This window comes from Burkholderia pyrrocinia (assembly GCF_018417535.1).
GTDB classification, from domain to species: Bacteria; Pseudomonadota; Gammaproteobacteria; order Burkholderiales; family Burkholderiaceae; genus Burkholderia; species Burkholderia pyrrocinia_E.
Genome location: NZ_CP070979.1, coordinates 393,258 through 410,881 on the forward strand (window position 1 = coordinate 393,258; position 17,624 = coordinate 410,881).

General features: G+C 63.3%; 26 protein-coding genes. 5 read left to right on the forward strand and 21 right to left on the reverse strand.

Annotated features, from left to right (window positions below; translation table 11 throughout):
• The first annotated feature begins 3 nt into the window (after positions 1–3).
• The 4 genes from JYG32_RS34780 to JYG32_RS34795 all read left to right on the forward strand — a co-directional run bounded on the left by JYG32_RS34780 (position 4) and on the right by JYG32_RS34795 (position 1,739).
• Positions 4–306 (forward strand): hypothetical protein, encoded by a 303-nt coding sequence (locus JYG32_RS34780; RefSeq protein ID WP_213268128.1) that lies wholly within the window; start codon positions 4–6, stop codon positions 304–306.
• A gap of 12 nt (positions 307–318) precedes the next feature.
• Positions 319–783 (forward strand): DUF2846 domain-containing protein, encoded by a 465-nt coding sequence (locus JYG32_RS34785; RefSeq protein WP_213268129.1) that lies wholly within the window; start codon positions 319–321, stop codon positions 781–783.
• 114 nt (positions 784–897) lie between these two features.
• A complete protein-coding gene (locus JYG32_RS39310) occupies positions 898–1,014 on the forward strand; it encodes a type II toxin-antitoxin system RelE/ParE family toxin (protein ID WP_249744967.1) in 117 nt (38 codons plus the stop codon).
• Positions 1,015–1,238: 224 nt separating this feature from the next.
• Positions 1,239–1,739, forward strand: a complete 501-nt coding sequence (locus JYG32_RS34795) for a hypothetical protein (protein WP_213268130.1) — start codon at positions 1,239–1,241, stop codon at positions 1,737–1,739.
• A gap of 517 nt (positions 1,740–2,256) precedes the next feature.
• Here the strand turns inward: JYG32_RS34795 and JYG32_RS34800 are convergent.
• The 12 genes from JYG32_RS34800 to JYG32_RS34855 form a co-directional block, all read right to left on the reverse strand.
• A complete protein-coding gene (locus JYG32_RS34800; protein WP_174379237.1) occupies positions 2,257–2,397 on the reverse strand; it encodes a hypothetical protein in 141 nt (46 codons plus the stop codon).
• 181 nt (positions 2,398–2,578) lie between these two features.
• Positions 2,579–3,967 carry a tetratricopeptide repeat protein gene (locus JYG32_RS34805; RefSeq protein ID WP_213268131.1) on the reverse strand — a complete coding sequence of 463 codons (1,389 nt, stop codon included), beginning with the start codon at positions 3,965–3,967 and terminating at the stop codon, positions 2,579–2,581.
• A gap of 39 nt (positions 3,968–4,006) precedes the next feature.
• On the reverse strand, positions 4,007–4,369 hold the full coding sequence (locus tag JYG32_RS34810; protein ID WP_213268132.1) for a hypothetical protein: 363 nt from the start codon (positions 4,367–4,369) through the stop codon (positions 4,007–4,009).
• A 17-nt stretch (positions 4,370–4,386) separates the two neighbouring features.
• Positions 4,387–4,959 (reverse strand): tetratricopeptide repeat protein, encoded by a 573-nt coding sequence (locus JYG32_RS34815; protein WP_213268133.1) that lies wholly within the window; start codon positions 4,957–4,959, stop codon positions 4,387–4,389.
• A 6-nt stretch (positions 4,960–4,965) separates the two neighbouring features.
• The gene (locus JYG32_RS34820) at positions 4,966–5,730 is read right to left on the reverse strand and encodes a sigma-70 family RNA polymerase sigma factor (protein ID WP_249744968.1); all 765 of its coding nucleotides are present in this window, start codon (positions 5,728–5,730) and stop codon (positions 4,966–4,968) included.
• The gene (gene fliP / locus JYG32_RS34825; RefSeq protein WP_213268134.1) at positions 5,727–6,500 is read right to left on the reverse strand and encodes a flagellar type III secretion system pore protein FliP; all 774 of its coding nucleotides are present in this window, start codon (positions 6,498–6,500) and stop codon (positions 5,727–5,729) included. Before fliP ends, JYG32_RS34820 begins: the two co-directional genes overlap by 4 nt.
• 1 nt (position 6,501) lies before the next feature.
• A complete protein-coding gene (locus JYG32_RS34830) occupies positions 6,502–6,849 on the reverse strand; it encodes a flagellar biosynthetic protein FliO (protein ID WP_213268135.1) in 348 nt (115 codons plus the stop codon).
• Positions 6,846–7,178, reverse strand: a complete 333-nt coding sequence (gene fliN / locus JYG32_RS34835) for a flagellar motor switch protein FliN (protein WP_065504295.1) — start codon at positions 7,176–7,178, stop codon at positions 6,846–6,848. The genes JYG32_RS34830 and fliN overlap by 4 nt, the downstream gene beginning before the upstream one ends.
• Complete coding sequence (locus JYG32_RS34840) at positions 7,175–7,999, reverse strand: FliM/FliN family flagellar motor C-terminal domain-containing protein (protein WP_213268136.1); 825 nt, start codon at positions 7,997–7,999, stop codon at positions 7,175–7,177. Before JYG32_RS34840 ends, fliN begins: the two co-directional genes overlap by 4 nt.
• Entirely contained in the window at positions 7,996–9,189 is a 1,194-nt protein-coding gene (locus JYG32_RS34845) for a flagellar hook protein FlgE (RefSeq protein ID WP_213268137.1), read from the reverse strand. Before JYG32_RS34845 ends, JYG32_RS34840 begins: the two co-directional genes overlap by 4 nt.
• Positions 9,190–9,211: 22 nt before the next feature.
• Positions 9,212–9,619 (reverse strand): flagellar hook capping FlgD N-terminal domain-containing protein, encoded by a 408-nt coding sequence (locus tag JYG32_RS34850; RefSeq protein WP_249744969.1) that lies wholly within the window; start codon positions 9,617–9,619, stop codon positions 9,212–9,214.
• A complete protein-coding gene (locus JYG32_RS34855; RefSeq protein ID WP_213268359.1) occupies positions 9,609–10,322 on the reverse strand; it encodes a hypothetical protein in 714 nt (237 codons plus the stop codon). Before JYG32_RS34855 ends, JYG32_RS34850 begins: the two co-directional genes overlap by 11 nt.
• A gap of 68 nt (positions 10,323–10,390) precedes the next feature.
• Here JYG32_RS34855 and JYG32_RS34860 point away from each other — a divergent pair, with 68 nt between their 5' ends.
• Entirely contained in the window at positions 10,391–10,756 is a 366-nt protein-coding gene (locus tag JYG32_RS34860) for a hypothetical protein (RefSeq protein ID WP_213268139.1), read from the forward strand.
• Positions 10,757–10,764: 8 nt separating this feature from the next.
• Here JYG32_RS34860 and JYG32_RS34865 read toward each other — a convergent pair whose 3' ends face one another.
• From JYG32_RS34865 to JYG32_RS34905, 9 genes are read right to left on the reverse strand one after another with little or no spacing between them, the layout of a single operon-like run.
• On the reverse strand, positions 10,765–12,087 hold the full coding sequence (locus JYG32_RS34865; RefSeq protein WP_213268140.1) for a FliI/YscN family ATPase: 1,323 nt from the start codon (positions 12,085–12,087) through the stop codon (positions 10,765–10,767).
• Positions 12,080–12,790: a hypothetical protein gene (locus JYG32_RS34870; protein WP_213268141.1), complete on the reverse strand. Its 711-nt coding sequence runs from the start codon at positions 12,788–12,790 to the stop codon at positions 12,080–12,082. The genes JYG32_RS34865 and JYG32_RS34870 overlap by 8 nt, the downstream gene beginning before the upstream one ends.
• The gene (locus tag JYG32_RS34875) at positions 12,787–13,317 is read right to left on the reverse strand and encodes a hypothetical protein (protein WP_213268142.1); all 531 of its coding nucleotides are present in this window, start codon (positions 13,315–13,317) and stop codon (positions 12,787–12,789) included. The genes JYG32_RS34870 and JYG32_RS34875 overlap by 4 nt, the downstream gene beginning before the upstream one ends.
• Positions 13,307–14,785: a flagellar basal-body MS-ring/collar protein FliF gene (gene fliF / locus JYG32_RS34880; protein WP_213268143.1), complete on the reverse strand. Its 1,479-nt coding sequence runs from the start codon at positions 14,783–14,785 to the stop codon at positions 13,307–13,309. Before fliF ends, JYG32_RS34875 begins: the two co-directional genes overlap by 11 nt.
• A 3-nt stretch (positions 14,786–14,788) precedes the next feature.
• Positions 14,789–15,094, reverse strand: coding sequence for a flagellar hook-basal body complex protein FliE (gene fliE, locus JYG32_RS34885; protein WP_213268144.1), 306 nt, complete (start codon positions 15,092–15,094; stop codon positions 14,789–14,791).
• Entirely contained in the window at positions 15,091–15,537 is a 447-nt protein-coding gene (gene flgC, locus JYG32_RS34890) for a flagellar basal body rod protein FlgC (RefSeq protein WP_174379223.1), read from the reverse strand. Before flgC ends, fliE begins: the two co-directional genes overlap by 4 nt.
• A gap of 3 nt (positions 15,538–15,540) precedes the next feature.
• Positions 15,541–15,906, reverse strand: coding sequence for a flagellar basal body rod protein FlgB (locus JYG32_RS34895; RefSeq protein WP_213268145.1), 366 nt, complete (start codon positions 15,904–15,906; stop codon positions 15,541–15,543).
• A gap of 12 nt (positions 15,907–15,918) precedes the next feature.
• Positions 15,919–17,040, reverse strand: a complete 1,122-nt coding sequence (locus JYG32_RS34900) for a flagellar basal body P-ring protein FlgI (protein WP_213268146.1) — start codon at positions 17,038–17,040, stop codon at positions 15,919–15,921.
• Positions 17,034–17,624 (reverse strand): flagellar basal body L-ring protein FlgH, encoded by a 591-nt coding sequence (locus tag JYG32_RS34905; RefSeq protein ID WP_213268147.1) that lies wholly within the window; start codon positions 17,622–17,624, stop codon positions 17,034–17,036. Before JYG32_RS34905 ends, JYG32_RS34900 begins: the two co-directional genes overlap by 7 nt.

Sequence of the window (17,624 nt, forward strand, 5' to 3'; positions counted from 1 at the left end):
GCGATGAGCAATACGAATACTCTTCAAGCGGTGGTCAATGACTTCGTTGGGTCGCTGAGTACGAGCGATAGGGAAGTTGTTCGTCTACTGATTCTTAATCATCAGATTCGGCAAAGCTTGGCGTGGTACAAAGAGGTGGCCGATCGCTATCTTCGGGGACCGAGGGCGGCTGAGCTGATCAACGAGATAGAGAGGAAATATCCGGATGAGAGCATGTGGAAAAGCCTAGATTCATCTCCCGAGACATTGATGTTTGAAGCGGGAATTATTTTGCGCGAAACACAAGCAGTGCTGAATGCAGATTAAGGAACGAACAAAATGCAGTTGACGAAATTGATCCCGCTGGGCGTTACGCTGTTGATTCTGGCAGGCTGCGCATCAGTACCGATGGGCGATCCCCAGCGAGACGCGGAACTGAAGACGTTCAGCGCACCGCAGGAGAAAGCGGCCATTTACGTGTATCGGAACGAAAGCATGGGCGGTGCCGTCAAGATGCCGGTGACGCTTGATGGTAAGACGTTGGGCGATACGGCCGCGAAGACTTACCTGTATAGCGAGGTTGAGCCTGGCCGTCACCAGTTGGTCTCGAAGGCGGAAAACGATTCGACGCTGGACGTCGATACGGTCGCCGGAAAGATCTATTACGTCTGGCAGGAGGTCAAGATGGGCATCCTGTACGCTCGCAGCAAACTGCAACTCGTCGACGACACGACTGGGCAGGACGGGGTGAAAGCATCGAAGCTGGCGGTCTTGAAACCTGAGCAGGTCGAGGCTGCAAAATGACGATCTGCTGTTGCTAGCGCTTGTACCGACGCCCGAATACGTGGGCGTTGTCGTATCTGCACCCGGAATCTCAGAAGAGCTCTCTCTCGACGCGTTGGTGATCGCGCGTGCTTCGTGTTCGGCTTCGCGAAAAACGAGCGGACCAATGTGAGCGCGAAGGAGTTGCAGGTGCTGAAGCTGTTGGCGGCGCAGTTGCTGGGTTACGACGCGCGGACGTTGGCGAACGCGTAGGCCCCGGGGCGAATTATATGAGGTGGAAAGCGATGAGTGACAAACTGCTGAAGGTACTGCACGAGACGGCGTAGGGCCTGCATGAGGCGGGTGCGATGGACGCGGTGACGCTGCGCGACGACGCGTTGTGCCTGCCGCCAGTGAACGCCGCCGGATCCGGGATCGTTTTCTATCGAGCGACGGAGGTCGCGTGATTTTGCAGCACCGACAATAATGCTCAAAAAATGAAGAAATTTGCCCTTGCCTTCCTAAATTCGATTGCTGTTTGTAACATGATTGTCTTGTCTGGATGTGCAATACGTGGCACACCATACATCACCTACGATGAGAAAAAGCCGCTTGTTGAGACGGCGATTTTCTCCGCTTTCGATAAAACGCAAAAGCTGGCAACTGTTGATGAAGTAGACGGCAGGGTATTGCCGCTATGCTATATCAGCGGTTACTGTCCGTTTTGGGTTCGAGTTCTACCCGGCGAACATACCTTCAAAGTTAGGTATCAGACCGACGTCGTTCTCTTCGGGTCCATGATGACTGCAAAGGTGGCAAATTTCTCTCTCACCGTCCCAGACATGAAGCCGTCACACGTTTACACGGTCGAATATCAGAAAGTTGGAAGTGGCGTATACGCAACCGTGCGTGATTTAGGAGAAAACCCCACGTATGGGGTGAGAGCCGGCTTTTCTGGTGAATACTTCCCGGCGACGTTTTCTGATGTCGAAAACTAAAACTATGGTGTCAGTGATTGCCATTTTTTGGATGCGTCCCGACGATGGCGTGCGAGTAAGGTGAAGCTGAATTTCTGTTGTAAGCTTCGTGGTTATGAAAATCGACTTCATCATAACCAATAGATCCAGTCCCGTGGCTGACTTCTGTTTGACGCGGCACCATACGACGAGGTGATGTTCTCGCATGATCCATGCGGCTGAATCATTTGATGATGCGACTTACGTTCAAGGTCTCCTATTAGACGCGCTGCCCAAGCTCGTGCAGGTTGCACCGAAATGGGCGTCTATCGCGCTTATGCGCGTTCTCAACAATGCGTCCAAAGGCGGAGTTGGTGCAGGCGCTGTTGGGCGCATCACCGGACGCCAAGCACGCGGTAACTTGGTTGTGTGAGAAGCTCAACGAGCGCGGTGCGTCGTTTATAGAGAAGACGCTTGCCGTTTCATTGGCAGCTAAAAATTAGTTCGTGTATGCAATAACGCCCGCGAAAGCGGGCGTTATTGCATCTCCGTTCGAAACTCAGAAGATCTGTTTGGCGATGCGTCGCCGCTCGCCGTCATTGAGGTGCATTGAGCGCATCCCGTCGATCGCACGACGCAGCCAGTGGTCGACGATAACGCGATGTGCGCCGTTCGCTCCGGCCGCCGTCGAGGCCGGCAATTGCCGAATTCCGGCGCTTGTCCGTGCCGATCGAATTTTGACCGGGTGGGGATGCGGACAAATCTTGGACTACTTTGGAGGTAGTCCATGTGTTCATACCAAAAACGCGTTCGGGCGGTCGAGTTGTACCTGAAACTCTGGCCGGTCCACTATTCTCGAAATCACGGTAGGGGCAGACAACCTATGAGTCTGTCAAACCATCAAGCTTTGAAGCAAGCTTCGTTGTCACTTCGTCCCAGTTACCCATCGTGTCGGGCCTTAGTATTTCCAGCGATGTGTACCAAGGTGTCGCGACCGCACTTTGTTCGTAGCGCCAATCTGCGCATCGCGAGTTGAGTAGCAAATAGCCGGGCTTGTTGAGGGCCCCGGCTGCATGAGAGAGCACTCCGTCGTTACCAACGAAGCCATCGAGTCGATCCATTACGCCGATGGCTTGCCTGAGAGTCAGTTGCTCTGGCAAAGGGGTGGAGCGTTGCGAGTCCTTCGAGCGCGGATTGTTGATCCAGCGCGTACGCTCATAACCTCGTTGCATTACGACCCAATGAATGTCGTCTGAAGCCTCGAATAGCGGATCAAGATGTGTGTGACACATACTCTTGCGAGCATAAAGATCGGTTGATTCGCAGGATGACCAAAAAAGCCCGACACATCTTCTCCCCTGTGCACGGCGTCGGATGTTGCTTAGTGCTTGCTCAACCTGCGTGTCAGTGTGGGATTCAATGTAGCGGTCCGTAGTGGCGTAACCGAGAACGGGGAATAGCGACGCAAAAAGTGTGAATGGATCCGTCCACATGCATGTGTCATGACTCGAGCAAAAGAATCCGGCTGCAACCAGTTGTTTCGAGAGATGATGGTTGTATTCGCCGAGCTTATAGTCATCGAGGAGTCCATTGAGTCGGGCATCCCAGACGATCTCCACTCCGAGCGCTTGCAAAGCCTGTGCATAACGAGCCCATTGAACGAAATCTCCATATCCGCTCGAATGCCCGTCGATAGAGAGGCGTTTCGGCAGTTCGAGTTGGCCGTTCCAATAACGATCAGCATTGAGATGTGGCCACAACTCAGTGACGGCCTCTCGGCTACAATACGTCTGATGGAATTCCCGTACGCCTGCGGTGATTCCCTTGCTACGCATCATGCTGCGTCCGCGATAATGCTCTCGTGTATGTGTGAATGGCGTGCTGGCATCGCGCTGCAAAGTCAGAACGGCGTCATCTTCACCAAGATAGTGATAGCTGGCAATTCTCATATGGTAAGCTGAGGGGCCAGAAAACTCGGGTTTGGCAGCCAGGGTATCCAGTGCCGTAAGTCCAATATCTTTGATGCCTAGATGTCCGCATATATCTGCGATACAGTGGAAGTGCATGCCATATCCATGCGCTTCACGGCTTATTTTGAAAAATATATCGAGGGCTTGCAGATGCCGCCCGGACCGATAATACATTTGAGCAAGCCAGTACCAATATTCTACCGTTCCTTTGTCGGAATCGTGGCGCGATGCCAAGAACGCATCGCATTCTTCGATACGACCATTAAGCAACGCAGACTGAATCTGATCATAGCTATTCATACACGTTCTTAGGGTTGCGAGATTCTGGTTCTATCTGTGTTACTTGCGCGGTGTGAGCGCCGCCATCAAGTCGGCTTTGAGCTTGTCGTCCTCCAGGATGGTCTGGGCCACCCGGCCCGTGATCGACTGGAATGACGGATCGTTGACCAGTTCGTCGCCGAACTGCCGATGAAGGACATGCTCGACCGCGGCACGCGTCAACTGGAACTCGTCCGTCACGCCAGCCGCGAGCAACTGGTCGATATGCGCCGGGAGCGTTTCACCCAACGGGCGCGGCCCGCCTTTCGATGTCGTACTGCCGGCCGATGTCGCACCTGCGGCGCCGGGCCGCGCACGGGCCTTCTTGTCGAGCTCGCTGCGCAGTATCTCGGTGAGCTGGTCGAGCGTGGTGCGGGAAATCATGGCGATGTGAAGGCTTGTCAGCGAGACATGGAGGAGGCGGGATCGATTTCCGGAAGCATACCCGCCTTTTCGGATGGCAAGCGGCTGCCCGCCGACGCACGAACGATCGATTCGACATGCTGCAGCACGTCGGAAATATAGCGATTGATCAGCGGGTATTTCGTGTTCGACGCGATGCCCGCGCGCAACTGTTCGACGGCCAGATCGAAGCGATCGTCCGCGAGATTCAGCAATCCGGTTTTCAGCATGCGAAGCGTATCGTCGGCCGGCAGCGTATCGAGCGGCTGCCACGCGTCGACGGCGCGATCGACGTGACCGTGAGTCAGATGGAGAAAACCCAGCATGAAGCCCGCGATCGGGAAATCGGGCGTCAATTGCTGCGATGCGTCGAAATCGCTTCTGGCGGCATCGTAACGCTGCGATCCGGCATGGATTGCGCCGCGCAGGAACCACAGGCGGTAGTCGTCCGGCCAGCGCTCGAGCGCGTTGTTCAACGCGTGGAGCGCGGTTTCGTCGCTTGATCGCATTGTTTCTACCAGCACGGCCATCCGGTCGTCCGGGCACAGGGTCGATGACGGTTTGTTTTCCATGGCGATTCACGCAAGAAGGTAGAAGTCGTCGGTGCCGATCTGGCGACGAAGCTCGTCAAGCGCCGCGCGATGCAACTGCGAAATGCGGCCCTTGGAGAGATTGAGAATGTCGGCGATGTGCTCGAAGCTCAAGCGGTGAAAGTAGTGGTAGCGAATGATCTTTTGCTCGCGCGCCGGCAAGCGGTCGACCGCTTCGTACAGGCGGGAGCGCGTCTGTTGCTGCGCCAGCGTCCGGTACGGATGATCCTGGAACGGCTGCACGGCACCGGGATCGGCGCCGACCATGCCCGTATCGTCGAGCATGAAGCTGATCGCCAGGCCGACCGTGACGCCCGCGAGCACGCGGAACACGTCGCGCGGTTCGTCGCCGGGTGCATCCTTCAGCGATTCCAGCCGTTCCCTGCGAATGCTGGCACGCAGTGCCGTTTGCTCCTGGGCGTCGGTGAGCCGGACAACGCCGTCCAGCACGCTTCCCTTGATTCGCTGCGTGGCGAACGTCGTAAATGCGACGCCGCGGGTCCGGTCGAACCGGTCGATGGATTCGAGCAGGCCGACGCAGGAGAACTGCATGTAGTCCTGGTACTCGACATCGTCGCGGTGTCGCCCACGATACAGCTTGCCTGCGAGTGCGGCCGCGTACGACAGATAGAAATCGAACAACGCCTCTCTTGCATCGGGATCGCGACTGCGCTCGAAGGCGAGCCACAGATCGTGTTCTCGTCCGACGGTCGATATGGCGTCTGCTGCGCCCGGCAGATCCTGCAGCGTCATTTGAAGCTGCCCAGCACGCCACGCAGGATGAGGCCCCAGCCGTCTACCAGCACGAACATCAGGACCTTGAGCGGCAGCGAGATCGTCGCCGGCGGCACCATCAGCATGCCGAGCGACAGCAGTACGCTGGAGACGACGAGGTCGATCAGCAGGAACGGCAGCAGGATGACGAAGCCGATCTGGAACGACACGCGCAGCTCGTTCAGAATGAACGCGGGCGTCAATTGCAGCAGGCTGACGTCGGCGGGTGTCGCGGGAAGCGGCTGGTGCGACATTTCGTACATCCACTTCAGTTCGTCTTCGCGCACCTGGCGCAGCATGAAGTCGCGCAGCGGCCCGCTGCTGCGTTCGAGCGCCTGCGACAACTCGAGGTGGCCGCCGATGAAAGGCTGAAGCGCGTCGTGGTTGATCGTCTGCAGCGTCGGCAGCATTGCGAACACGGTCAGGAACAACGCGAGGCTGATCAGTACCGGCGTCGGCGGCGTTTCAGGCATGCCGAATGCATGGCGGATCATCGACAGCACGATCGCGATCCGGATAAAGGCCGTCATCGAGACGACGAATGCGGGGAGGAGGCTGAGCACCGTCAGCAATACGGCAATGCGTACGGCTTCGGACATGCCGGCCCCGGAACGCGCGAAATCGGCGACACCCAGCGACGACAGCGGCGCCGCGGCCTGCAGCGCAGGCGCCGCATGAGCCCAGCCCGCCGCGCCACTCAGCAGTGCGAACAGCAGGATGGCCAGAACGCGGTGCAACGTTGCGCGCATCTCAGGACTCCGACGGCGACTGGTCGCGTGCATCGACGACGCGGCTGCCGTTCGCATCGGACATGAGAAGAACAACGCGCTGGTCATATTGGATCAAATGCAGGGTGGTCCGGGGGGAAAGACGGGCATGTTCGATCACGCGAATGCGCGGAGCATTCGCCGGATCGCGAGGCGTGCCGCGCACGGTGCGCGCCCGAATGACGAGCGCGGCGACGACGCCGATCGCGAGACACAACAGCAACGCCAGCACGACGCGAACCCAGTCCACGCCGAGGTGCGAGAACAGGCCGGCGGCCGGCGCGGTATCGGTCGCGCGTTCGAGCCACGACGTTTGCACCGGCGCGGTCATCGATCGGCGGTTCCGACGCTGACGATGCGCACGCCGAAGCGGCCGTCGACGGCCACGATTTCTCCGGTCGCGATCGTCTTGCCGTTCAACGCGATCTCGACCGGATCGCCGATCGATCGGTCGAGTTCGAGAACGCCGCCCGATTGCAGCGTCATCATGTCCTTGATGTTCATCGTGGTGCGACCGAGCAGCACGTCGACGGTGACCTTGACGCCGTCGAGCAACTCGAGCATCGGGCGCGGCGATTCTTCCGCGTTCGCATCGGCGTGCTGTTCGGGCAGATCGACGCGGGCCGCGACGGCCTGTTTGGGAAACGTATGGGTAGTCATGGCGAATCGGGCGTCGCGAGCGACGTCAGTTTGAAGGAAAGCGAGGTGCCGGTACGGCCGGGTGTGCCGAATGCGACGGCGCACGCGGTTTCGTCGACGACCAGCGCGGCAGGCGCGTCGATAGCGCGATCGAGGACGACGACGTCGCCCGGCGACAAGGTCGTCAACTGGGCCGCGGACAGTTCGCATCGGCCGAGCAGCACGGACAGCGCGACCGGACACGCATCGAGGGCGGCACGGCGGGGTGTCAGGTCGCCGTCGGTGTGTCGACCTGACGCGAAAGACGCTTCGGCGGCGGCTTCGTTCCAGATGTGGCGGACGTCACAGAACAGCATGCCAAGCGTGTCGTCATTCGATGCGGCGATCGCCAGCCGGATGACGCCGTATCCGCTGAACGACGCGGCGGCAGCGCCGCGTGCTTCATTCGAAGTGTGCGCTGAACCGATCTGCGTGGAAGAGGGCGACACGCGAAGCGACGCGATCAGGTCGTCGCGGATTTCAGTCGCGATCGACGCAAGGAAGTCGTGGCACGCACGGCTGTCGAAAGCGTGCCCGCCCGCTGCGAATGCGGCATCGACCAGACGCCGGTCGCTGCGCTCGAACATGTCCAGGCGGATGCCCGGTGCGCACACGTGACAGGTCTGCCCCGACCCGTCGGTTTCGGGCGGGTTGCCGGGCAAGCGGACGATCTCACCGAAGGAAAAGCACGGCCGGACGAACCAGCGCGATTGCCAGTCGGCGAGTGCGGTCTCGAACAGCGCCCGCGCGATGTCCGGATCGCGGTCGCTGGCCGGGCGCCAGGTGACGGGGCCGATGCTCATCCCTGACTCCGCATCTGAAGCAACTGCATCATCATCTCGTTCGCCGCGCTCACGACCTGCGACGAGGCCTGGAAGCCGCGCTGGATCAGGATGAGCTGACCGAACTCGTTCGACAGGTCGACATTCGATGCCTCGGTCGCGCCGGAAAGCAGCTTGCCGACGCCCGCACCATTGCTGGAGCGATACGCGGGCGGCGCGGCGTGGCTCGCATCGAACAGCCCCTTGCCGGTCTGGATCAGTTGCTGCGGATTGGTGAAGCTGGCGAGGGCGATCGCGCCGAGTTTGCCGTTCTGGCCGTTGGAATAGCCGATGACGAGCTGGCCGTCCTGATCGACGCTCAGCGACGACAGCGTCCCGGTCGCATAACCGTCCTTGGACGACACGCGAAGCGTCGACGTGGTCCCTGCCGAATAGCTCGTCACGCCGCTCGAGAAGTCGAGCGACACGGTGAGCAGCGGGGCGTTGGCCGGGCGCAGCGTGACGTCGATCTTGTTGCGCCCCGGGTCGGGAATGCCGCCGGTGAACTGCAGCATGCTTTCCTGGACGGGCAGGCCGTTCTCGTCGCTGACGGACACTTTCCAGCGTCCCGGAAGCGGGCCGGAATCGGGCTTGAAATCGAGTTTGAGCGTATGTTTCCCGCCGCTGGCGTCATACACGTCGACGTTCGGGATCGAGAAGCTGGTCGAGCCGGTCGACAGGTTGTCGGTGAACTTGACGACGGTCGTCGCCTGCGGTGGATTCAACTGCTTGCCGGCAACCGACAGCCCGGAGAGATCGCCCGATCCGGTGAGCGCCGCCAGTTGCAGGCCGCTGGTCTTGTCGCGGATCGAGCCGTCGCCGTCGACGATGAACTGGCCCGTTCTCGTGTAGCGGGCATCCTTCCCGTCGAGCAGCGTCAGGAATCCGTTGCCCTGGATCGCGAGGTCGAGCTGGCCGTCGCTCGGCCGCGTATCGCCTTGCTTGAAATTCAGCGATGCGTAGCCGTATTCGACGCCGCTGCCCGAATACGTGACGTTCGGATTGCCGCTGGAGCCGGGCGCGAATTGCTGCCCGTAGTACAGGTCGGCGAACTGCGGCGTCGACGTCTTGAAGCCGGCGGTATTGAGGTTGGCCACGTTGTTGCTGATGGTCTGCAAACCGCGCGAATAGGCGGTCAAGCCGCTCATACCGATATAGATGCTTTCAAGCATGGGTTTCTCCCGGACAGGTCGACTATCGAACGGAGACGATCTGCGCGACCGTCGCGTTGGTCAGGAACTGGCCGTCGGCGGTCTCGATCGTCAACTGCGGTTGTCCGTCCTTGAACGACACGCTTTTGACGACACCGCTTATCTGGGCCGTGTCGGTCTGCACATCCACGTTGCGGCCGAGCAGGCCGACCGTTCTCGTCGCCGATTGCACCGTCAGCAGGCTGTCGATCTTGTCCGTCATCTGGCGGCTCTGTTCGAGCGACGTGAACTGCGCGAGCTGCGAAACGAACTCGAAGTTGTCGACGGGCTTCAGCGGATCCTGGTAGGTGAGCTGGGTCAGGATGATCTGAAGCAGCGACTGCATGTTCAGGCCGAGCGAATCTGCCCGGGTGCCGAGATTGGTGGACGAGGCAATGGGATCAATCGCCATGAGGGGTTTCTCCGGGAGCGTTGCGGTCGATGCCGTTGACGACGAGCTTCGACGCGCGGAAACCGCTCTGCTGCAGAGCGGCGCGAACATGTGAATCGAGTGTTTCGAGATCCTCCGCATCGGCCTGTGCGACGCGGAGCGACACGAACGGCGCGCCGTCGCCGGGCAGAACCGTCACGCGGAACGGTGCGGTGGTTGGTGGCGGCGACACATAGGCGGCCGGTACGTTGCGGCTGCGAGCGGCGTCGGCCGCGCGTTCGGTCGATCCGGTCGCGTTCGCGGCCGGTTGCCCGGGCCGCCCGGGCTGAGGGACCGGACAAGGAGCCTGGTATGCATTCGCCGGCCGTGCCGCGTACTCGCGTTGCCCCTGCACTGTCGGTACGCCCGTTTGCGTGACCGTTACTGCGAGGCGATCGCTGGCCGCAGCCGTTTCCGAGGCTTTCGCCTGGCGCTCGGCCGCAGTCGATGCGGCGGATTGCTCGACGCCGCACGGTGCGCCAGCCCTTGATTCGACGGCAACCGCCCTGCCGGGCGCGGGCCGGGCGGAGCGGCCGGCCGGGAGCGCAGACGCCGCGTTGCGCCACATGTCCTGCTCCATCGAACGCAGCAATTGGTCAAATGCGTTGTCGGTGCCGCCTGTCGACACACGCGACCGGTCGGCCGACACGTCGGCGGGGCGAAGCAGATGAATGCCCGTCGTCATCGATTCCCCCCGGAAAGTGCCACGCGGATTTCAAGCTCGGTCATCCGGCGTTCGTCGAGTGCCGCACGATGTCGCTTCTCCGCATGCAATACGTGACGATCGGCGGATTCGGCGAGACGGTCGCGTTGCTGGAGGGTTGCGCGGACGGCTTCCAGTTCCGCGGTTCGCAGGTCGACGCGGCGCGACGCGGCATCCCGTTGCACGGAAACGGACAGGAGCGCGGCCGAGCAGTTGGCAAGCAGCGCGGGCGACAGCCGGTCGCCCATGGCCGCGTCGCGCCACGCCGCAAGATGAGCGTCATGCACGGCTTCGACGCGCCGCTGCCGGTCGCGTTCGACATCGAGCGCGGCGCGTGCCTGCGCGGCACGCGAGATCGCCTGCTGCAGTTGAAGCTGACGGACGAGCGCGATGTCGAGCGCCCCGTCCCGTTGTGATCGACGGGTCATGTTGTCGCCCCTAGCAAGGTCTTCAGCAATGCGATAGCGCGATCGCGATCCGTCGCCTGTCCGACGTCCTGCCGAAGAAAATCGATGAGGTCGGTGCGTACGCGTAGTGCGTCGTCGAGCACGGGATTGCTGCCGGCGACGTAGAGGCCGGCTTCGATGAGCGTACGCGACCGCTCGTACAGCGACAGCCCGGCGAGCGCGCGTGCAGCCTGATGGCGTGCGTCGTCGCTTGCGACGTGCTGCATCACGCGGCTGACGCTACGCGTGACGTCGATGGCCGGGAAGTGCCCCTGTTCGGCCAGCGTCCGCGTCAGCACAAGATGACCGTCCAGCAGCGCGCGCATGGTTTCGGCCATCGGATCGTCGATTTCGTCGGTTTCGGCCAGCACCGTCATCAGCGCGGTAATGGCGCCGCCACCTCGCACTGCGCCGCACCGTTCGACGATCTTCGGCAATGCGGCGAAGACGCTCGGCGTATAGGCGCGAAGGGTCGGCGGCTCTCCCGCCGCGAGGCCGATCTCGCGCAGCGCGAGCGCATAGCGCGTGATCGAGTCGAGCAGCAGCAAGACATGCTTGCCCTGCGAGCGGAAATATTCCGCATGAGCGAGTGCCGCCGATACGCTGCGTGCGCGCAGGATGGCGGGCTGGTCGGATGTGGCGATCACCATCACGGAGCGCGCGCGCGATTCATCCTGAAGCGACCGGTGCCAGAAATCCTCGGCTTCGCGCCCGCGTTCGCCGACGAGGCACATCACGCAGACATCCGCATCGACGTGGCGGGCCAATGCGGACAGCAACGTCGTTTTGCCGACGCCGCTTCCGGCAAAGATGCCGATGCGCTGACCGACGCCGAGCGTCAGCAGCGTGTCGATCGCCCGTATCCCCGTTTCGAGCGCGCGGTCAGGGGTCGTACGATCGAGCGGCGACGTGTGCAGGCCCGCGAGCGGCCACGGATATCGGGAGGCAATCGCGGCCCCGCCGTCGAGCGGCTGACCGAGCGGATCGACGATCCGCCCCAGGTAGGCATCGCCGACCGGCAGCGTCGCGTCCGAGCCGATCGCGCGCACCGTATCCCCGATGCAGAGCGACGAGGTTGCCCGGTAGGGCGCAAGGGTAATCCGGCCGACCTCCGCACGCGTCACTTCGGCATAGAGCGGCGGCGACTGTTCTCCCAATACGCACAGCGAACCGACCGACACGCCCGGGCCGTCGGCGTCGACGAAGGTCGGCATGATGCGGGTCACGTTGCCGACGCGCTCGACGGGGTCGAGGCGGCGCAGCGCGTCGACATACGGGTGTGGAGTTCGCCGCTCATGCATTGCCGATCGCCTCCCGGATCGTCGCGGCGACGCCGGCCAACTGGCGCGGGATGCCGGCGTCGAGCTTGCCGAGCGTCAGGTCGATGACGCATGCGCCGGCGGGCAGCTGCGGATCGGCGACGAGCGACACCGACGGCGCGGTGTCGAGCGCGCGCCGGACGGTATCGAGCAGCGCCGGATCGCGGAAATCGTCCGCGGACACCCGGATCCCGACGAGCGATCCCTGTGCGATCGACGTCAGGCGATGGCGTACGGTTTCGACGACGAGTTCCGCATGGCGGGTCGGGTCGCCCAGGACGCGCTCCAGCCCGACGAGCGCCACCTCTGCCGCGAGCGCGTCCAGCGACGCGATGCGTGCAATGAATGCGTCGCGCGCGGTATCGATACCGCTTTTCAGTAGTGCAATCCGCTCGGCTTCGGCGCGTGTCGCCCGCTGGATGCCATCTTCGATGCCGCGTTCGAACGCCGCTCGCGCCCGTTGCTCGAGTTCATCCTCGTGCCCCGATGCTACTGCCTCGAGCTCGGCAATCCGTGCGAGCAGGCGATCGCGCTCCGGCGCAAATGCGTCGCCACGGTCGTGCGAAGGCGTGATGGGCGTGTGCTCGAGCGGCAGTGCACGACGCTCGTCAGCGGCGGGCTGCGCACCGAGCGGCACGCGCTCGACGCTCAGCACGACCTGTCCGGCCTTGATGATCGCGGTCACGTGCGTCCTCTGCGAAGGCCGTCGAGCAGGCGTCGCCGCCAGGAATGGGGCGGGCGCGGCGATGCTTCATCGATGTCGACGATCGGAGGAAGCGCACGGATCGCTTCGTCCGCCGCTTTCAGCAGTGCATCGCGTGCACGCGGGGCGAGCGGCGACACGGGATGGCGTCGCCATGCGGGATGGCCTGCGAACAGGCGCGTGCGCTGTGCGTCGTCGACGCAACCGGCCAGTTGCGCGAGCAGCGCATCGGGCCAGTGGCCGGCCAGGCGCTCGATCGCCGGGTAAGCGTGATCGGGCGATGCGTGGCCGACGGCTGCCGACGGCGCGGCAGACAGTACCGATGCGAATCCCTTCTGGTCGCCGGACCCGAGCGACGCCGCGTCTTCGAGAAGCGGGCGCAACTGTTTTCGTTCGGCGTCCGACAGCGCATGCCAGACCGCTTCGATGTCGTTGGCCGACCGATCGGCAAGATCGGCAACCAGGCCGCGCAGGCGGCGGTCGGTACGCGAGCGGTCGTTAACCTTCATGATGCTGGCGGCTCTCGGAAAGAAGGACGCGCAGGCGCGTGACGTACTCGGCGCGTTCCGTCGAGGTCATGGCGTGCGCGCCGACAGGCCGTCGTCTACCGGCCAGCGGGCGCCACAGCAGGACGCTTCCGGCCAGCAGCACGAGCACCGTTGCGTATGCAATGAACGGCCCAGGCAACCCGAGCCGTGTCCAGATGCGCCGAACGTCGTCCGGCTGCACAGGCGTCCGGTCGGCGTGCGAATCGCCGGTGTTGTTCGATGCAGTGACGGTGGGGCCTGCGCCTTCGACGGGCAGCGGCGAGGCGATTCCGGTTGCCGATCCGTCGGCCGGTTGCGAGCGCGCGAAGATGACGACCGTGTCGCCGCGTGACGTGTCCGCGCCGACCGCCGCGGCCGCGACGGACTTCAACTGGGCCAGCATGTCGTCCGGCACGGTGCCGTCGATCACGACGCCGACGCTCAGATGCTTCAGCGAACCCGGGGCCGACACGATCTGCTCGAGCTTGCGCTCCGTCCGCGTGCCGTCTGACGACGGCGCGGCCGGCAACGGCGGAAGCCCCGGCGGCGATCCGAAGCCTTTCGCCGTCGTCGACGAAGGCGGCAGCGGGATGCCGGTCCCGCCGGCGCCGGCGATCGGCCGGTTCAGATCGGATTCGTTGGTGACGCGAATCTGATCGAAGTTCAGCGTCGCGTCGACGCTCACGGTCGCATGACGCGATCCGAGCAGCGGCGCGATCTGCACGCCGATCTTGCGCTCGTACTCGCGTTCGAGGGCATGCTTGAGCGCGTAGTGCGGATCGTCGACGGGCACGTCGCGTCCGGCTGCCGGTTCCCCGCGCTGATCGACCACCGTCACGTCGGTCGCGGACAACTGCGGAACCGCCGCGGCGACCAGGCGCTGGATGCCGCGGACCGTATCGGGGCCGAGCGTATGCCCGCTGCGCATGAACAGCGCGACGGACGCCTTGGGGCGATCGTCCGCGCGCCGGAAGATCGACGAATCGGGAAACGCCAGATGGACGCGCGCGAGTTCGATCTCGTCGAGCGACATGATGGTCCGGGCGAGTTCGCCCTGCAGCGCCCGCTGGTAATTGACCTTCTGCGCGAAATCGGTGATGCCGAGGTCCGAGTTGTTGAACAGCTCGAAGCCGACGGCGCCCTGCAGCCTCATGTCGCTGCTCATCAGCTTGAGGCGCATGACCTGGGCATCCGCGGCCGGGACGAGCACGGCCGACGACGATTCGTCGACCCGGAACGGGACTTTCTGTCGTTCGAGTTCGGCGACGATGGTTGCCGCGTCCTGCGGTTTCAGGTCCCGGAACAGCACCTGATAGCGCGGACGCAGCGCGACATAGCCGACCGCGATCAGCGACGCGATGATCGCGACGAGCACGGCAACACCGGCCAGCTGGCGACGCGGCGAAGCGTCGGCGAACGATGCGCGAATACGGGAAAGCAGGGATTCCATGGTCTACATCTGCATCCGCATCAGTTCCTGGTAACCCTCGACGATGCGAGAGCGCACTTGCAACGCAAACTGCAACGACATGCGCGCTTCTTCCAGCGCGATCATGACCTGGTGCGGCGGTACCGCGCCGTCGAGCGCAAACCGGGTTACCGCGTCGTCGGCGAGCCTGGCGGTCTGGTCGACGCGGGTCGCGCCCGCGACGAGCCAGTCCGAGAAGCTGGATTGCTGCGCCAAAGGCGACATTGCGGCCGTCTCCGAAAGCGGCGCGCCCTGGAGCATCGAGATCGATTCGATCGGATTGGCACTCATGAGCGCGCTCCCAGTTCGAGCGCGCGCATGTACATCGATCGCGCGGCGTTGAAGATCACGGTGTCTGCTTCGTAGCTGCGCAGTGTCTGCACCATCAGCGCCATTTCGCCGGCGTGGTCGATACCCGGATAGGCGACCATGCCGTTGGCGTCGGCATGCGGATGGGCGGGATCGTGGACGAGTCGTGGCGGCGTATCCATGCGCTCGACGCCGTAGCTCTGGACGCCGGTCATGCCGAAGGTCGGCGACGTAGCGCCGTTGCGCAGGTGCTCCTCGAACGTTGCGCCGATCCTCGGGCCCGAGACGAGCCGCAGCGGGTGGTACGGCTGCCCGTCCGCCGTGCGGGTCGTGCCGGCATTGGCGAGATTCTGGGCGATGACTTCCATGCGCTGGCGCTCGACGTCGAGCCCCGAGCGCGCGATCGCGAAAAGGCTGTTTTCCATCGCTTACATTCCCTTGATGGCCAGTTGGCGGATCTGCAGCGTCCGGTCGAGCATGCCGATCAGCATCGCGTAGCGCGCGGCGGTTTCGGAGGCGGACGCGATTTCGTCGTCGAGGCGGACCGTGTTGACGTCGATCGGCAGCGGCGTGCCGATCGACGGCTCGACCGACCGGATACGCGCGAGGCGGGCATCGACGGTGTCGCCGGGACGCGCTTCGGCGGCGTCGCGCAACACGTCCTCGAACGTCACGCGGACCGGCACGTAGCCGACGGAATTGGCGTTCGCGATGTTCTGCGCGGTGGCGGCCTGTCGGGCGAACAGCCCGTCGAGGGCCTTGGTTGCGATCGACGCCACGAGATCGATGGACATGAATCCCTCTCCTTATTGAACGATGATGTCGGCATGCAGCGCGCCGGCGGCCTTGATCGCTTCCAGGATCGCGATCACGTCGCGCGTGCTGATCCTGCTGGCCTTGAGCGCCTGGACGAGATCGCCGACGCTGCCCTGCGGGAACGACGCGGCGACCGTCTGGCCGGGTTCGTCGACATAGAGCTCGCTGTTGCCGACGACGAGGCTTCGAACGTTCGGGCCCGTGATCCCGATGAGGCCCGGCTGCGACGCGTTGTATTGCGTTGCGACGGTCACCTTGATGTCGCCGTGCGAGATCGTGACCGGTGCGATGTGCGTGTCGCCACCAGCGACGACCGTGCCGGAGCGCTCGTTGATCACGACGCGCGAGCGCTGGTCGGGCGCGACGGCGAGCGATTCGATGCGGGCGACGTAGCTGTTCAGGCCGCCGCCGTCCAGCGGCGCACGGATTCGCACGGTGCGCGCGTCGAGCGAGCGTGCGGTACCGCCGCCAAACGAACGGTTGATCTGCGACGCGATGCGCTCGGCCGTGATCGCGTCGGCATCCTTCAGCACGAAGCTGAGGTAGCCGTCGCGATTCACGAGTTCGGCCGTGACCGGCACTTCGACGGTCGCGCCTTCGGGAATGGTGCCCGCGGTGGGGTGATTCTTCATCCGCAGGTTGCCGTTGGCGTCGTAGCGATAACCGCCGACGGATACCGGCCCCTGGGCGAGCGCATAGACCCTGCGGTCCGGCCCGCGCAGCGGCGTCATGATCAGCGTGCCGCCGGACAGGCTGCGCGCATCGCCCATCGACGTCACGTTGACGTCGATCTTGTCGCCGACGTCCGAGGTCGGCGGCAGCGACGCCGCGATCATCACCATTGCGACGTTACGGCTCTGCAGTTGATCCTGCGTCAGATTCAGATCGAACTGCGACAGCATGTTCGTCATCGCCTGGCGTGTTGCCTGATTGCGCGGCGAGTCGCCCGAGCCCGACAGGCCGGTCACGATCCCGTATCCGACGAGCATGTTGTCGCGCCAGCCGAGGAAACGGCCGAGATCCTTGAGGCGAACGTCGGCCGTGGCCGCACCGGCCCCGGTCGAGAGCACGCAGAGCAGCCATGCGGCATGGATGAGGAGGCGCTTTACCATAGGCCGAGCCATGCGAAGAAGCGGGGAATGAGGCCGGGCCGCGAACGATCGGTGATGAAGCCTTCGCCGGTGTAGTCGATCTTTGCATCGGCCAGCCGCGTCGACAGCACCGTGTTGTTCGCGGCAATATCGATCGGCCGGATGCGGCCTTCAAGGCGAATGCGGGTCTTTTCGCCGTTGACGTCGATGTCCTGCGTGCCGGCGACGACGAGGTCACCGCTTGGCGTCACGCCCGTGACGCTGGCGCTCAGCTGGGCAAGCAGCCGGCCCGTGCGCTGTATCTGGCCTTTGCCGCCGTAGTTGTCGCCGAGGCCGACTTGCGCGGAATTCTTGCCCGCATACAGCGTCGACACGTTGCCCTGCACGCCGAAGCCGGTTTTCGTCGACGTGTCCGCGGTGTTGCTCGCGCTCGAATTTTCGTAAATGAGGATCGTGACGATGTCGCCCGGCCGCGACGCGCGCCGGTCTGCCGTCAGCGATTCATAGGTCGATCCTTGATAGAGATCGGCCGCCGGCGCGGGGATCGCCCCGAGCAGGGTCGACGCAAGGACGGCCACGTGCGCGAAAGAACAGAGACGGCGCAT

Bases quoted from the DNA above. Each gene is read 5' to 3' on its own strand.
- JYG32_RS34780 (WP_213268128.1), top strand. From the start codon at position 4: ATGAGCAATACGAATACTCTTCAAGCGGTGGTCAATGACTTCGTTGGG.
- JYG32_RS34785 (WP_213268129.1), top strand. From the start codon at position 319: ATGCAGTTGACGAAATTGATCCCGCTGGGCGTTACGCTGTTGATTCTG.
- JYG32_RS34795 (WP_213268130.1), top strand. From the start codon at position 1,239: ATGAAGAAATTTGCCCTTGCCTTCCTAAATTCGATTGCTGTTTGTAAC.
- JYG32_RS34805 (WP_213268131.1), bottom strand. From the start codon at position 3,967: ATGAATAGCTATGATCAGATTCAGTCTGCGTTGCTTAATGGTCGTATC.
- JYG32_RS34810 (WP_213268132.1), bottom strand. From the start codon at position 4,369: ATGATTTCCCGCACCACGCTCGACCAGCTCACCGAGATACTGCGCAGC.
- JYG32_RS34815 (WP_213268133.1), bottom strand. From the start codon at position 4,959: ATGGAAAACAAACCGTCATCGACCCTGTGCCCGGACGACCGGATGGCC.
- JYG32_RS34820 (WP_249744968.1), bottom strand. From the start codon at position 5,730: ATGACGCTGCAGGATCTGCCGGGCGCAGCAGACGCCATATCGACCGTC.
- fliP (WP_213268134.1), bottom strand. From the start codon at position 6,500: ATGCGCGCAACGTTGCACCGCGTTCTGGCCATCCTGCTGTTCGCACTG.
- JYG32_RS34830 (WP_213268135.1), bottom strand. From the start codon at position 6,849: ATGACCGCGCCGGTGCAAACGTCGTGGCTCGAACGCGCGACCGATACC.
- fliN (WP_065504295.1), bottom strand. From the start codon at position 7,178: ATGACTACCCATACGTTTCCCAAACAGGCCGTCGCGGCCCGCGTCGAT.
- JYG32_RS34840 (WP_213268136.1), bottom strand. From the start codon at position 7,999: ATGAGCATCGGCCCCGTCACCTGGCGCCCGGCCAGCGACCGCGATCCG.
- JYG32_RS34845 (WP_213268137.1), bottom strand. From the start codon at position 9,189: ATGCTTGAAAGCATCTATATCGGTATGAGCGGCTTGACCGCCTATTCG.
- JYG32_RS34850 (WP_249744969.1), bottom strand. From the start codon at position 9,619: ATGGCGATTGATCCCATTGCCTCGTCCACCAATCTCGGCACCCGGGCA.
- JYG32_RS34855 (WP_213268359.1), bottom strand. From the start codon at position 10,322: ATGACGACGGGCATTCATCTGCTTCGCCCCGCCGACGTGTCGGCCGAC.
- JYG32_RS34860 (WP_213268139.1), top strand. From the start codon at position 10,391: ATGTCGCTTCTCCGCATGCAATACGTGACGATCGGCGGATTCGGCGAG.
- JYG32_RS34865 (WP_213268140.1), bottom strand. From the start codon at position 12,087: ATGCATGAGCGGCGAACTCCACACCCGTATGTCGACGCGCTGCGCCGC.
- JYG32_RS34875 (WP_213268142.1), bottom strand. From the start codon at position 13,317: ATGAAGGTTAACGACCGCTCGCGTACCGACCGCCGCCTGCGCGGCCTG.
- fliF (WP_213268143.1), bottom strand. From the start codon at position 14,785: ATGGAATCCCTGCTTTCCCGTATTCGCGCATCGTTCGCCGACGCTTCG.
- fliE (WP_213268144.1), bottom strand. From the start codon at position 15,094: ATGAGTGCCAATCCGATCGAATCGATCTCGATGCTCCAGGGCGCGCCG.
- flgC (WP_174379223.1), bottom strand. From the start codon at position 15,537: ATGGAAAACAGCCTTTTCGCGATCGCGCGCTCGGGGCTCGACGTCGAG.
- JYG32_RS34895 (WP_213268145.1), bottom strand. From the start codon at position 15,906: ATGTCCATCGATCTCGTGGCGTCGATCGCAACCAAGGCCCTCGACGGG.
- JYG32_RS34900 (WP_213268146.1), bottom strand. From the start codon at position 17,040: ATGGTAAAGCGCCTCCTCATCCATGCCGCATGGCTGCTCTGCGTGCTC.
- JYG32_RS34905 (WP_213268147.1), bottom strand. From the start codon at position 17,624: ATGCGCCGTCTCTGTTCTTTCGCGCACGTGGCCGTCCTTGCGTCGACC.